We start from the raw sequence: 14,403 nt of genomic DNA on the forward strand, positions 1-14,403 counted from the left end.
ATGAAAAATATATTAATTAAAAGCATTTTACTCTTTGTTGCGCTAACTGCTTTTGCGCGAGCAGGAGTATTGGAAATCGTCATCACGGAAGGTATTGATACGGCAAGGCCGATTGCGGTGGTGCCGTTCGAGTGGAAAGGTGAAGGAAAGGCACCAAACGAGCTGACCGATGTTATTGCTGCAGATCTTATGCGCAGCGGTAAATTTAATCCGATTCCAGCAAGTGCAATGCCACAACGGCCGACTGCCGATGATGAGATAGATTACTCAGCTTGGGCTAAGATGGGCGTCGAAGCCATTTTAGTCGGTTCAATAGAACCGTATTCCGTTGACCGCTATATGGTTAAATTTGAAGTTATTGATGTACTCCGGGGACAAATTACCGGTGGTAACTCTCAAATGCTGCGCAATGGCGAGCTGGTGCAGAGTAATGACCATATCCTAGATTCCCGATCTAGTGTTATTGATGGTGATCAATTCCGCTCTTACGCACATCGAATTTCAGACGTGGCCTATGAAGCATTAACTGGCGAACGTGGTGCTTTCATGACCAAAATCGCTTATGTCACGGTAAATCATGATGACCGCTACCCCTATAAACTGGCTGTAGCTGATTATGACGGCGCAAACGAGAAGATATTGCTGCGTTCGCCCGAGCCATTGATGTCTCCGGCCTGGTCCCCAGATGGTAATAAACTGGCCTATGTTAGTTTCGAGAATAAAACGGCAGAAATATTCATGCAGGATATTTATACTACCCGGCGTGAGAAACTGACATCGTTTCCCGGGATAAACGGTAACCCCGTTTTCTCGCCAGATGGCGAAAAGTTAGCTATGGTCTTATCTAAGGATGGGAATCCTGAACTTTATGTGTTTGATATTAAAACTAAGGACTTGCAACGTGTTACTCGTAATCGTACGATTGATACAGAGCCTAACTGGACACCAGATGGTGAATCTTTAGTGTTTACCTCAGAAAGAGGTGGCAGACCGCAACTATATAGCGTAAATTTATCGTCAGGTCAGGTTCGTCGGTTAACCTTTGAGGGTGAGCAGAATTTGGGCGGTACTATATTGCCGTCTGGCGAAGATATGATTTTAGTGAACCGAACACGTGGCAATTATCATATCGCGAAGCAAGAGTTTCCACGTGGAAATATGCAGGTTTTAACGAAAACGTCTTTAGATGAGTCACCAAGTGTGGCACCAAATGGCAGCATGGTTATTTACAGTACAACGCATAATAACAAACAAGTACTGGCTTTGGTTTCTATCGATGGGCGTTTTAAAGCACGATTACCGGCAACCGATGGTGAAGTTAAGTCACCGACTTGGTCGCCATTTATGTAAAACAAAAGCCTGAATGGTTGAATTGTTCGATAAAAACGATAAGGACGAAAAGGATGCAGCTTAATAAACTTTTAAAAGCTCTGGCAATCGTTGTACCAATGGCGACTCTGGCCGCTTGTAGCTCAAACCAGGAAACTGATTCAGGTATGGGCGCAGGTCAGGAAACCAATCAACAAGCTGAGCAAGACTCTGGTGTCGAAGTTGGTGCAGCAGAACGCGCACAAACGATGGAAGAAGAACGTCAGCAAAAAATGGAAGCGTTACGTAAAGAACACATCGTTTACTTCGCTTTTGATACATCTAATGTGCAGTCAGAGTACACGGAAATGTTGTCAGCGCATGCTGATTACTTAGTCAAAAATCCGTCTGTGAAAGTTGTTGTCGAAGGTCATACCGACGAGCGCGGTACGCCTGAGTACAACATCGCGTTAGGCGAACGACGTGCTAAGGCAGTTGAGAGCTATTTGCACAACTTGGGTGTTCAGGATTCTCAAACCTCGACTGTTTCATATGGCGAAGAAAAGCCAATGGTAAATGAGTCAAACGAACGCGCATACGCGAAAAACCGTCGCGCTGTTTTAGTTTACTAATTTAAAAGTAACGGATAGTAATGAGAAAAACGCTGTTAGCTGTATGTTTGTGTGTGCCTGGGGTTGTTATGGCCCAGGCTCCTGTTTCTGGACTGTCGTCTTCAGGTGACGTTGAGCAACGACTAGAGCAGATCGAGCGCATGCTCGAAGCGCGCTCCAGTGCTCAGCTTGAAATGCTTAATCAGTTAGGTTCTTTGCAGCAAAATGTTGCTGAATTAAGAGGCATAACGGAAGAGCATGAATACCGTCTGGAGCAATTGTTGGAACGCCAGCGCGAACTGTATCAGGAAATTGATCGTCGTTTCAGTAATTTGAAGTCGAGCAATAACCAGAGTGAAAGTGCAGGCGATGGTTACAATGATCTGGAGCAGGTACCGACACAAACAGACAATAGCAGCTATTCTCCAAACCTTAGCGAGAATGATGCTTATGACAAAGCGATAGCTTTAGTTCTTGAGGATAAGCGTTACGATGAAGCTATACCCGCATTTCAGTCTTTTCTGAAGAACTTTCCAAATTCAACATACTCTCCTAATGCCCATTACTGGCTAGGTCAGTTGTTTTTTGCTAAACGACAATACGATCAGGCAAAGCAACAGTTTGAAACTGTCGTTAATGACTACCCAGACAGTAATAAACGTGGCGATTGTTTATTAAAGCTTGGTGTTATCGCCAGTGAGCAAGATAAATCAGCAGATGCAAAAGCTTATTACGAGCAAGTGATCGAAGAATACCCGGAAAGTACCGAATCTAATTTGGCAAAACAACGCTTAAATAAATAACAACTGAGCAACATGTGTTCGTGAATTAAGCAATCGAACAGTTTTTTTCAATTTTCAGTTGCATACGCGCACTATTTCAGTAAACTATGCCGCCGTTGCCAAGCAGAAACGGGCAACATTATTGGCGTTTGGGTTGTTAGCTCAGTTGGTAGAGCAGTTGACTTTTAATCAATTGGTCGCAGGTTCGAATCCTGCACAACCCACCACGTCGCCAATGAAAATATTTACCAGAATTTGGGTTGTTAGCTCAGTTGGTAGAGCAGTTGACTTTTAATCAATTGGTCGCAGGTTCGAATCCTGCACAACCCACCACTTCACTGAATACCTCATTAAAAAACACTTATCCATACCGATGAATTAAGAGTGATACGGACTTAGCTATAAGCATCCCTTGAATTCAGCTATAATAGCCCTCACTTACTGAGAACACTTAGAAAACAAGCCGTAGTATCATGACCGAGATTCAAACTCTGGATAGCCTTGATTATACTTTTCCTCCAAAACCTAAACCTTTAAGTGCGGAAGAAAAGTCTGAAACCATTAATCGCATTAAGCAGCTTCTGATTGATGAAGACGCTGTATTGGTGGCGCACTACTACACAGACCCTGATATTCAGGCATTAGCTGAGGAAACCGGTGGCTGTGTGGCCGATTCTTTAGAAATGGCTCGTTTTGGGCGAGATCACCCGGCAAAGAAACTGATTGTAGCTGGTGTCCGTTTCATGGGTGAGACAGCAAAAATTCTTACGCCTCACAAACAAGTACTGATGCCGACATTAAAGGCCGAGTGTTCTCTTGACCTTGGCTGTCCACCGGAAAAATTTGCTGAGTTTTGTGATCAACATCCTGACCGGACCGTTGTTGTTTACGCTAACACTTCGGCAGCGGTAAAAGCTCGTGCAGACTGGGTAGTGACATCCAGTATGGCGCTTGAGCTTGTCGATCATCTGGATTCCAAAGGAGAAAAAATTCTTTGGGCACCGGATAAGCATTTAGGCGGCTATATCGCACGGGAAACCGGTGCAGATATGCTGCTGTGGCAGGGTGCTTGTGTCGTGCATGATGAGTTTAAAGCGAAAGCTCTGCAGGATATGAAAAAGCTTCATCCTGAGGCCGCTATTCTCGTGCACCCTGAGTCGCCGGAGAATATTGTGGCGATGGCGGATGCTGTTGGCTCTACTTCGCAGCTTATTAAGGCGAGTCAGGAATTACCGAATGAGACTTTCATAGTAGCAACCGATAAAGGCATTTTTTATAAAATGCAGCAGTTGCAGCCGAATAAGACCTTTATTGAAGCCCCAACCGCGGGTAATGGTGCAACGTGTCGCAGTTGTGCACATTGTCCCTGGATGGCAATGAACGGCTTAAAAGCGATAGAAGAGGCGTTAACGGATGGTGGAGCAACACATGAGATTCATGTCGATGAAGCTCTGGGTCAAAAAGCCATGGTGCCGTTAGACCGAATGCTGGAATTTTCAGCTAGCTTAAAATAATTTAAAGGCTCCTTCGGGAGCCTTTTTACTATTGGTCCATAAAACATATTTATAACAATAATAACTTCAGTGCCTACCGAAGTGAATTTCTGCATGCTAATCTAACTTTATTGAATAATTATTCGAGTGGTGTAAGCATGGGACTTTATGATCCAGCTGATGTCCGTGATAACTGCGGTTTTGGCCTTATCGCTGATATTAATGGCGAAGCTCAGCAAGGTTTAATTTCTACCGCAGTAAAAGCGTTGGATCGTATGCAACATCGTGGTGGTATTGGCGCCGATGGTAAAACCGGAGATGGCTGTGGGCTGCTACTGCAAATACCCGAACAGTTTTTCCGCCATTACGCAGAAACCCAAGGCTGGCAGCTAAGCAAGAAGTTTGCTGTCGGTATGATATTTTTTAGCGGCGACAAGGATAAGCGTGAGTCTGCCCGCCATCTTATTGAGCAAGAGCTTCAAAGAGAGACTTTAGCGGTCACTGGCTGGCGTAAAGTTCCGGTTAACAACCAAGTACTGGGTGAAGGCGCTAAATCGTCTGAGCCGGTTATTGAGCAGGTTCTGGTGTCGGCTCCGCCGGGCTGGCGTAAAAAAGATCTAGAAAGACGCTTGTATATGGCCCGAAGGCGCATCGAAAAGCGGATGCCTAATCAGGATGAGCTTTATATTTCGTCGTTGTCGAGTCTGGTCTTAGTCTATAAAGGCCTGATGATGGCAGCTGACTTGCCGGCTTATTACATCGACTTAGCCGATGCCGAAATGAAAACCTCTATTTGTGTCTTCCATCAACGCTTCTCTACCAATACAGAACCGCGCTGGCCGCTGGCTCAGCCTTTCCGGTTCCTTGCTCACAACGGTGAAATTAATACTGTACGTGGAAATCGTCAGTGGACACAGGCAAGAGCTTATAAATTTCAGACGCCCTTATTGCCGGATCTACAAGACGCAAAGCCACTGGTGGGCCTGTCAGGCTCCGATTCTGCGTCGTTAGACAATATGCTGGAGCTATTACTGGCTGGCGGCATGGATTTATTCCGGGCAATGCGTTTGCTGATTCCACCGGCATGGCAGGGCGATGCCACTATGTCGGACGAAATGCGCGCCTTTTACGAGTTTAACTCCCTGCATATGGAGCCCTGGGATGGGCCTGCCGGCGTTGTCATGAGCAATGGCCGACATGTGGCCTGCAGTCTGGATAGAAATGGTCTGCGTCCGGCGCGATATGTTCTGACCCGTTCGGGTATTCTGACCATTGCTTCAGAAGTGGGTATCTGGGATTACGACGAGCAGGAAGTGATTGAAAAAGGTCGCTTAGGACCGGGACAAATGATGGCGGTGGATACCTATACCGGCAAAATTTGGTATAACGACCAAATTGAAGAAGAACTCAAGCAGCGTCACCCCTATAAACAATGGCTGGAACAGCACCGTCGTCACTTAATACCGTTTGAGCGTAGCCACGCTGACAAGCTGGGTAAGCGTTTGTATGACGACAAGACCATGCTGGTTTTTCATAAAGCGTATTTGTACTCCGAAGAAGAAATCCAGCAAATTATCAGTGTTCTGGCCAAAGATGGTCAGGAAGCTGTGGGTTCTATGGGCGACGATACACCCACTGCGGTGCTCTCAAAGCAGCCGCGTTTGCTTTACGACTATTTCCGCCAGCAGTTTGCGCAGGTGACCAACCCGGCCATTGACCCGATTCGTGAAAGCCATGTCATGTCGCTTTCCACTATTATCGGGCGTGAGCATAACGTATTTAACGAAGCATCGGGCGATGCCGATCGGGTGGTATTTGAATCTCCTATCCTGATGTACACCGATTTAAAACAGCTACGTGAACTGGACGAACAACATTACCGTGCAACCACTTTATCGCTTGGTTTTAAACCGAAGCAGCAAAACCTGCAACAAGCCATCGATAGCCTGGTTGAACAGGCAAAAGCCGCGGTTAAGGATGAACAAACGGTTATTCTGGTTCTCAGTGACAGAGATTTACAGCGGGAACAGCTGACGATACCGGCAGCCATGGCTGTTGGGGCGGTGCAACAAGTGCTGGTGAATAATGATCTTCGCTGTGATTCAAACATTATTATTGAAACCGCCTCCGCGCGTGATCCGCACCATATGGCAGTATTAATAGGTTTAGGCGCCACTGCGGTTTATCCGTACCTTGCGTATGAGACCGTGGAACAACTGGTGGCCAGGGGCAAAGTCACACTGGACATAAAGGAGGCGTTGCTCAACTACCGTAAAGGCCTGAATAAAGGCTTACTGAAAATACTCTCGAAAATGGGTATTGCGACAGTGGCGGGGTACCGGGGATCCTCCTTGTTTGAGGCGGTTGGGCTAAACGAAGATGTGCGTCGTCTTTGCTTTGAAAACGTGCCAGCACGCATTGATGGTACTGGGTTTGACGATATACAGCAGGATCTTCAGCAAAGCTTCCACCGTGCCTGGTTAACACGAAAAAAACTGGCTCAGGGCGGCTTGCTAAAATATGTGCACGGCGGGGAGTATCACGCTTACAACCCGGATGTTGTGACTTCACTGCAACGAGCGGTAGCAACAGGCGAGCAGCGAGATTACGACGTTTACGCTAAGTTCGTTAATGAGAGGCCGGTGACTCACCTGCGTGATTTGCTCAGCATTAAATTGCCTGAAAAAGCAAAAATTAAAAAAGAAAAGGTAGAAGCTAAAGAGCTTCTTTTTCAGCGTTTTGATACGGCGGCTATGTCGATAGGTGCGTTAAGCGCTGAAGCTCATGAAGCCTTAGCTATTGCCATGAATACTATTGGCGGGCACTCAAATTCTGGTGAAGGCGGGGAAGATCCGAAGCGTTTTAACAACGCAAAAAATTCGCGAATTAAGCAAGTGGCCTCGGGACGCTTTGGTGTTACGCCGCATTATCTGGTTAATGCTGATGTTATACAGATAAAAGTTGCGCAGGGGGCCAAACCCGGCGAGGGTGGCCAGCTGCCCGGCGAAAAAGTCACTGCAGAAATTGCCCAGCTGCGTTACGCCGTTGCTGGAACTACCTTGATATCCCCGCCGCCTCATCACGACATTTATTCCATTGAAGACTTAGCCCAGCTGATTTTTGATTTAAAACAGGTGAACCCGAAAGCCTTAGTTTCAGTCAAGCTGGTTTCTACGCCTGGTATTGGCACCATTGCTACGGGGGTTGCTAAAGCGTACGCCGATTTAATTACTGTGTCCGGCTACGACGGCGGAACCGGTGCCAGCCCCATGACTTCGGTCAAGTATGCGGGCTCACCGTGGGAGCTTGGTCTGGTTGAGGTGCATGAAGCCTTGGTCGCCAATAACTTGCGTCATAAAATTCGGTTGCAGGTCGATGGCGGCTTAAAAACCGGTATGGATATTGTGAAGGCGGCTATTTTAGGCGCTGAGAGCTTCGGCTTTGGCACAGCCCCTATGATTGCTCTGGGGTGTAAATATTTACGCATTTGCCATTTGAACAACTGCGCAACCGGCGTAGCTACTCAGGATGAAACTCTGCGCCGTGAACATTTCTCCGGCTTGCCGGAACGCGTGGTGAAACTGTTTGAGTTTATGGCGGAAGAGGTGCGTGACATTCTCGCCCAATTGGGGCTGGAGAAGTTAACCGACGCTATTGGCCGGGTTGACCTACTGGAACGGCTGACTGGTGAAACCAAACGCCAGCAGCAGTTACAGTTAAATGCCTTGCTGCAGTCCGCAGGAGTGCGTTCAGAGCATTCTTTGTATTGCACCGAGAAGAACCCGCCGTTTGATCAGGGCAAGCTGAACCAGCGATTACTGGAGTTGTGCAAAGAGTCTATCGATAAGCGCAGCGGAGGTCATTGGTCCTTGGCTATTCGTAACGATGACCGTTCGGTTGCTGCAAGTGTATCGGGTTACATTGCCAGTCAGCATGGAAACCAGGGAATGGCGGTTGCGCCAATTACCTTAGGTTTTATTGGTACCGCAGGACAAAGCTTTGGTGCATGGAATGCCGGTGGCTTAAAGCTACACCTGACCGGAGACGCCAACGACTACGTCGGGAAAGGTATGGCCGGTGGTGAAATTACCATTAAGCCACCAGCAGGCTGTCGTTATAACACGCACGAAGCCGTTATTATGGGGAATACCTGTCTGTACGGCGCGACTGGCGGCAAGCTTTATGCTGCCGGTTGTACCGGCGAGCGTTTCGCGGTTCGTAACTCCGGCGCTACAGCTGTGGTAGAGGGCATTGGTGACCATGGCTGTGAATATATGACAGGCGGAATTGTGGTGGTACTGGGTGACTGCGGCATCAATTTTGGTGCGGGCATGACCGGCGGTTTTGCTTATTTAAGAGACAGCGACGGTGATTTGCACCGTCGGCTTAACCACGAATTGGTTGAAGCCGTAGCAGTGGATACCCCGATTATTCAGGAGCACTTGCGCGGTTTAATTCATGAGCATCACGAAGCAACGGGAAGTCACTACTCGCGCGAGTTGCTAAACAACTTCGAGCAAATAGTGGACAGCTTTTATATCGTCAAACCAAAAGCGGCAGATGTGAAAGAGCTTTTAGGGCATCGGGCGCGGTCAACCGCAGAATTACGTGTGCAGGTGATGTAATGAACAAGAATATTTATCAATTTTTGGACGTGCAGCGCATTGATCCGCCGAAGCGTTCGGTTGAAGAGCGTCGCATCGAGTTTAAAGAAATTTATGATCCAATGCCCGATGTACAGCTAAAAGGTCAGGCTGACCGTTGTCTGGATTGCGGTAACCCTTATTGTGAGTGGCAGTGTCCGGTTCACAATTATATTCCTCAGTGGCTGGAGCTGGCCAACGAAGGGCGGGTTATTGAAGCCGCTGAGCTTATGCATAAAACCAACAGCCTGCCTGAGGTTTGTGGCCGGGTCTGTCCGCAGGATCGTCTGTGTGAAGGTGCCTGTACACTGAATGACGGTTTCGGCGCAGTAACTATTGGCAGTATTGAAAAACAAATGGTCGATGAAGCTTTTAAACAGGGCTGGCGGCCAGACTTAAGTGGTGTGACTCAACGTCAGGAACGGGTTGCTGTGATAGGGGCCGGGCCTGCCGGGCTGGCCTGCGCTGATGTGCTCGCCCGCAATGGTGTCAAAGCTGTAGTGTATGATCGCTACCCGGAAATTGGCGGACTGCTGACTTACGGCATTCCGCCATTTAAGCTGGACAAAGAGGTAATGACTTTACGTCGTGAAATATTCACTGACATGGGCATTGAGTTTAAGCTGGGTGTCGAAGTGGGTAAAGACATCAGTTTTGCTGAACTGGAAGCCAGTTACGATGCGGTATTTTTAGCGTTAGGAACCTACAAAGCGCTGGATGGAAAATTAAAAGGTCTGGATACCGACGGGGTTTATCCTGCTTTGCCGTTTCTGATTGGTAATACGCAAAAACTCATGGCTCATGAACCAATGTCTCAGTATCCGCTGATTGATGTGAAAGACGAGACGGTGGTTGTACTTGGCGGTGGCGATACCGCGATGGACTGCGTCAGAACCTCAATACGACAAGGAGCGAAGTCAGTGGTCTGTGCTTATCGTCGGGATGAAGGCAATATGCCCGGGTCACGCAAAGAAGTGCAAAACGCTCGTGAAGAGGGAGTTTCTTTCGAGTTTAATCTGCAACCGCTGGAAGTGATTACGGACAATTCCGGTAAGGTTAGCGGCGTGAAAATGGTACGCACTGAGCTTGGCCCAGCTGATGAAGACGGTCGCCGGCGTCCACAGCCTGTGCCGGACTCAGAATTCGTTATGCCGGCCACAGCAGTCATTATTGCCTTTGGCTATCAACCTAACCCGCCGGAATGGTTACAACAGCACAAAGTGGCGCTAAGCGACTGGGGCACCGTGCTGGCTACTGGCGATACTGCGTATGCTATGCAAACCAGCAACCCGAAAATATTTGCCGGTGGCGATATGGTGCGCGGCGCCGATTTGGTGGTGACGGCGATAGCCGAAGGACGCAACGCCGCCGAGGGAATGCTCGATTATTTCGACGCCGTATAAGTTATGAGCAGCGCAATCAGCGCTGCCATTGTTTAATAACTGGTGCGTAACCTTCGCGAAAATTCGCATACTGAAGTGGGTAACCGCTTTCTTTCAAGCCCTTATTCATGCAGCGTTTAGAGCCTCTTGGACCAACGTCTGTATCAATGCTTCCGGTCAGCTCAATTCCAAGCTGCTCAGCCAGCCATTGGTAAACTTCGTATTGTTTGACCGGTTCATCGTCATTAACCAAATAAACAGGACTTGGCTGATTAACCTGGGTAAGTAAATGCACAATAAAGCCAGCGACATCGTCCTGATGTATGCGGTTGGTCCAGCTGTCACGAAGCTGGACATTACCTTGACTTAGTTGACGCAGCAAAAAGTCACGCCCTTCTCCGTAAATACCACTGCAACGAAGAATCGAGGTTTGCCCCGGTAAGGCATCGATAATGGATTCAGCCTGCAATAGAGCTTTACCAGAGTCTGATGTAGGCTCGGTTGCACTGTTTTCATCAATCCACTCGCCGTCGCGTTGTGCATAAACGCCGGTGCTGGAAACGTAAATAATATTAGGCTGATGAGTTTGCTGCGACAGCACTTGCTGCAGGTGACGGCAGGGAACGACGTAGCCATGATGATAGCTATCTTCTGCGCCTTTTTCCGGGGTCAGGGTAATGACAACATTATCCCATTTATTCTGGAACAGTTGGTGAAGCTCTTGTTCATTGTTTAAGTCTGCTGCAACTAAATTGACTCCTTTGCGCACCGGCTTGCTCTCCGGGGTTCTGCAAACTCCGGTGGCCTGCTCGTTTTGATCGCTGAGCCTTTGCGCAACGCGGTCTGCAATGTCGCCGTAACCGAGTAAAAGCGTTTGCATGAAGATCCTCTTAGCGTTAATGAAAAAGAAATGTTGAACTTAATATAGATACTGACCAATAGCCCATTATGAGCAGTGAGCCTTACAATAGAAAGTCTGATTGATGAGCTTAAAACAGATTATCACCGCTCTCAATTTCAGTCTCTGTTTAAACAACATCTTAGCGAGTACGACAGCTTTGAAGGGGAAGCGGGCTTGCCAAACTAACGGAGCAGTCATAAAGGTTATTGCAGGCTGTTCCAGCGCATGGCTTTCCATCCTCTGTTATATACCGCATAATCGAATCAAGCTTATTAATTAACAGGTATTCAATTATGTTCAAATTGTGGACAAGTTCATTACTGGCGGTAAGTGTTGGTTTAGCCACGCCGTTGAGCGCTATCGCTCAGGATAGCATTGATTATAAAGAGCAGGAAAAGCTACATAAAATAGCTGACGCCATGCAGGCTGACCGTATTGAAAGTGATATTCAGACCCTGGTGGATTTCGGCACACGCCATACCTTATCTGAAACCGAGTCGGATACGCGCGGCATTGGTGCTGCGCGGCGCTGGATTTTTGCCGAATTTGAGCGCATATCAGAAGCCTGTGGTGGCTGTCTAGAAGTCATGTATGTCAGCGACACTATTTCGGGAGAAAAGCGCATACCCGACCCTGTGGAAGTAAAAAGTGTCATTGCTGTTCAGCGTGGCAAAACAGACCCTAATCGTTATGTGATGATGTCCGGTGATATCGACTCGCGCGTTAGCGATGTTATGGATTATACCTCGGACGCCCCTGGCGCAAACGACAATGCCTCCGGTGTCGCTGGCGCGTTAGAAGCGGCACGAGTGCTGACTCAGTGCGAGTTTGATGGTTCTATTGTTTATGCGGCACTGGCCGGTGAGGAACAAGGCCTGTTTGGCGGAAAAATTCTGGCTGAAAAGGCCAAAGAAGAAGGCTGGCATCTGACCGCTGTGCTCAATAATGACATGATTGGTAACATTGAAGGCATTAACGGAGTCATTAATAACACCACTGCACGTATTTTTGCTGAAGGCACCCGTATGAATGAATCGGATCGCGAAGCAACCATGCGTCGTTTTTATGGTGGCGAAGTGGATTCCCCTTCACGGAACTTAGCGCGCTACATTGATACAGTGGCTGATCGCTACATCAACAATTTAGATACAATGATTGTTTATCGCTTAGATCGTTTTGGTCGCGGAGGGCATCACAGACCTTTTAATGACTTAGGCTATGCCGGTATCCGCATTATGGAAACCAACGAAAACTATAATCGTCAGCACCAGGACCTTCGTGTGGAAGATGGCATTAAATATGGCGACACCATAGAGGGCGTAGACTTTGACTACGCAGCGAAACTGACGGCATTAAACGCCGTTTCTATGGCGAGCATGTCGTGGGCACCAAGACCACCGGCTAATGTCGAAATAGAAGGTGCAGTAAAACCGGATACAACCTTGCGCTGGGCAGCCCAAGAGGAAGATAAAGAAAATATTGCGGGTTATAAAGTTTACTGGCGTTTAACCAGCGCTCCGCAGTGGCAGTTCAGTCGCTATGTGGGTAACGTAAACGAATACACACTGGAGAATGTGGTGATCGATAATTACATTTTTGGTGTAGCTAGTGTCAGTAACGATGGCTTTGAAAGCCCAGTCGTATTTCCGGGACCAGCGGGGACATTTTCAATTGAGTAAAAGGTTGTTCAAAGCATTAACCGAGCCGCTAAATTATGAAGGGGAAGACCGAAGAGTTGGTTTTGAACTGGAGTTTAGCGGTTTAACCCTGGAGAGAACCGTCGAAGTTCTGCAACAACAGTTGTCGGGGGAACGGGTCGCTGTCTCTAAAGCCGAGCAAAAATTTGAAGTGGATGAACTGGGGTCATTTACAGTTGAGATAGACTGGGACTATTTAAAGCGAAAAGCCAAAGCCGAAGGTGGAGACAAGTCTGCCTGGGTGCGCGAGTTAGGTAGCATAGCTGAGAACCTGGTACCGATTGAAATTGTTTGCCCACCACTGACTCTTGAACAGTGTGAGCAGCTAATTCCATTGACGGACGCTTTACGCGAAGCCGGGGCGAAAGGTACCGATGAATCCTGGATTGCGGCTTACGGTGTACACATTAATCCCGAGGTACCATCTTTAGACCCAAATAGCCTGCTGCGTTATTTGCAGGCATTCTCTTTGTTACAATGGTGGCTAGTAGAGGCTCACCGGGTTGATACAACACGAAAGCTGAGTCCTTATATTGATAAATACCCTGAAGCTTACACCCGTTTGCTGGTCTCTCAGCAGGAGGTAAGTCAGGAGCAACTGATTAGTGATTATCTGGAACATAACGCGACTCGTAATCGGGCGCTGGATATGTTGCCACTGTTTGCTTTTCTGGATGAAGAAAAAATTAAAAAAGCAGTGGAAGATAATAAGATCAAAGCCCGCCCGACATTTCATTATCGTTTACCGAATTGTCAGCTTGAACACCCTGACTGGAATTTAACCGAACCATGGAGAATTTGGTGGATAGTGGATGCTCTTGCAAATGACGAACAGGCATTAGAATACTGGAAGCAGGCGTTTACTGATGCTGAGCGCCCGTTAATAGGAGTTTCAGAGAAAGACTGGAAGGAAAGGTTGCAGCAATGGCTCAAAGACCGCGAGTGGTTGTAACCGGGACCGCCAGGCGGTGGTCGCCTTCCTGGTGGTGTACGTGGCTTATTCTGAAGTGTCTTGGGGCAGCCCCTGTGCGCGCGAGTGTCAGGCACCGCTGTGAACACGAAGGCATTGACGCCGTGATTATTGGTGGCGGCGATGACATTAGTCCTTCGGAGTATAATCAACCACCTGAGCGTGACGGTGAGTACGACCCTGACAGAGACGAGCTTGAAATTGCCTGGATACGTTGGGCACTGGAAAAGAAAAAGCCTCTGTTGGGTATTTGTCGTGGCTCGCAATTGATTAATGTGGTGTTGGGCGGTGAACTGAATCAGAATATCCGGGAGCTACGACGGCTAACCTATAACAGGCCCGGGTTATTGCCAACCAAACAAGTGTTTATTGAGCCCCGGAGTCAGTTGGCGAAAATTTGTAAAAAACAAAAACTGCGAGTTAACAGCCTGCACTCACAAATTGTGAAGCAAACCGGCGTCGGTATGCTTGCTGTGGGCTGGGATCTCGATGGTTTTCTGCAGGCTTCTGAAGGCCAGAACGAACAAACTATTATTGGCGTGCAGTGGCATCCTGAGTATCTTTTTTATGTGCCCAGCCAGCTCAGAATTTTCCGTTGGCTTATCAAACAATAATT

General features: G+C 47.8%; 10 protein-coding genes and 2 tRNA genes. 11 read left to right on the forward strand and 1 reads right to left on the reverse strand.

Annotated features, from left to right (window positions below):
• From tolB to U0358_RS04515, 8 genes are all read left to right on the forward strand, one after another.
• A complete protein-coding gene (gene tolB / locus U0358_RS04480) occupies window positions 1-1,350 on the forward strand; it encodes a Tol-Pal system beta propeller repeat protein TolB (RefSeq protein WP_322407210.1) in 1,350 nt (449 codons plus the stop codon).
• A 53-nt stretch (window positions 1,351-1,403) separates the two neighbouring features.
• On the forward strand, window positions 1,404-1,940 hold the full coding sequence (gene pal / locus U0358_RS04485) for a peptidoglycan-associated lipoprotein Pal (protein WP_317498541.1): 537 nt from the start codon (window positions 1,404-1,406) through the stop codon (window positions 1,938-1,940).
• Between the two features lie 20 nt (window positions 1,941-1,960).
• On the forward strand, window positions 1,961-2,722 hold the full coding sequence (gene ybgF / locus U0358_RS04490) for a tol-pal system protein YbgF (protein WP_322407211.1): 762 nt from the start codon (window positions 1,961-1,963) through the stop codon (window positions 2,720-2,722).
• Window positions 2,723-2,852: 130 nt separating this feature from the next.
• Window positions 2,853-2,928, forward strand: a tRNA-Lys gene (locus U0358_RS04495).
• Between the two features lie 30 nt (window positions 2,929-2,958).
• A tRNA-Lys gene (locus U0358_RS04500) sits at window positions 2,959-3,034 on the forward strand.
• 140 nt (window positions 3,035-3,174) lie between these two features.
• Entirely contained in the window at window positions 3,175-4,215 is a 1,041-nt protein-coding gene (nadA, locus tag U0358_RS04505) for a quinolinate synthase NadA (protein ID WP_317496473.1), read from the forward strand.
• A gap of 137 nt (window positions 4,216-4,352) precedes the next feature.
• A complete protein-coding gene (gene gltB / locus U0358_RS04510; protein ID WP_322407212.1) occupies window positions 4,353-8,819 on the forward strand; it encodes a glutamate synthase large subunit in 4,467 nt (1,488 codons plus the stop codon).
• Window positions 8,819-10,240, forward strand: coding sequence for a glutamate synthase small subunit GltD family protein (locus U0358_RS04515; protein ID WP_322407214.1), 1,422 nt, complete (start codon window positions 8,819-8,821; stop codon window positions 10,238-10,240). The genes gltB and U0358_RS04515 overlap by 1 nt, the downstream gene beginning before the upstream one ends.
• Window positions 10,241-10,256: 16 nt before the next feature.
• Here U0358_RS04515 and U0358_RS04520 read toward each other — a convergent pair whose 3' ends face one another.
• On the reverse strand, window positions 10,257-11,099 hold the full coding sequence (locus tag U0358_RS04520; protein WP_322407215.1) for an SDR family oxidoreductase: 843 nt from the start codon (window positions 11,097-11,099) through the stop codon (window positions 10,257-10,259).
• Between the two features lie 314 nt (window positions 11,100-11,413).
• Here U0358_RS04520 and U0358_RS04525 point away from each other — a divergent pair, with 314 nt between their 5' ends.
• The 3 genes from U0358_RS04525 (at window position 11,414) to U0358_RS04535 (ending at window position 14,401) form a co-directional block, all read left to right on the forward strand.
• Window positions 11,414-12,799 carry a M28 family metallopeptidase gene (locus U0358_RS04525; RefSeq protein WP_322407216.1) on the forward strand — a complete coding sequence of 462 codons (1,386 nt, stop codon included), beginning with the start codon at window positions 11,414-11,416 and terminating at the stop codon, window positions 12,797-12,799.
• Entirely contained in the window at window positions 12,792-13,769 is a 978-nt protein-coding gene (locus tag U0358_RS04530) for an amidoligase family protein (RefSeq protein ID WP_322407217.1), read from the forward strand. The genes U0358_RS04525 and U0358_RS04530 overlap by 8 nt, the downstream gene beginning before the upstream one ends.
• A 74-nt stretch (window positions 13,770-13,843) precedes the next feature.
• Entirely contained in the window at window positions 13,844-14,401 is a 558-nt protein-coding gene (locus U0358_RS04535; RefSeq protein ID WP_322407218.1) for a gamma-glutamyl-gamma-aminobutyrate hydrolase family protein, read from the forward strand.
• Window positions 14,402-14,403: the final 2 nt, after the last annotated feature.

Origin of the sequence: Idiomarina sp. PL1-037, assembly GCF_034422975.1 — a bacterium.
Taxonomy (GTDB): Bacteria; Pseudomonadota; Gammaproteobacteria; order Enterobacterales; family Alteromonadaceae; genus Idiomarina.

Bases quoted from the DNA above. Each gene is read 5' to 3' on its own strand.
- tolB (WP_322407210.1), top strand. From the start codon at position 1: ATGAAAAATATATTAATTAAAAGCATTTTACTCTTTGTTGCGCTAACT.
- pal (WP_317498541.1), top strand. From the start codon at position 1,404: ATGCAGCTTAATAAACTTTTAAAAGCTCTGGCAATCGTTGTACCAATG.
- ybgF (WP_322407211.1), top strand. From the start codon at position 1,961: ATGAGAAAAACGCTGTTAGCTGTATGTTTGTGTGTGCCTGGGGTTGTT.
- nadA (WP_317496473.1), top strand. From the start codon at position 3,175: ATGACCGAGATTCAAACTCTGGATAGCCTTGATTATACTTTTCCTCCA.
- gltB (WP_322407212.1), top strand. From the start codon at position 4,353: ATGGGACTTTATGATCCAGCTGATGTCCGTGATAACTGCGGTTTTGGC.
- U0358_RS04515 (WP_322407214.1), top strand. From the start codon at position 8,819: ATGAACAAGAATATTTATCAATTTTTGGACGTGCAGCGCATTGATCCG.
- U0358_RS04520 (WP_322407215.1), bottom strand. From the start codon at position 11,099: ATGCAAACGCTTTTACTCGGTTACGGCGACATTGCAGACCGCGTTGCG.
- U0358_RS04525 (WP_322407216.1), top strand. From the start codon at position 11,414: ATGTTCAAATTGTGGACAAGTTCATTACTGGCGGTAAGTGTTGGTTTA.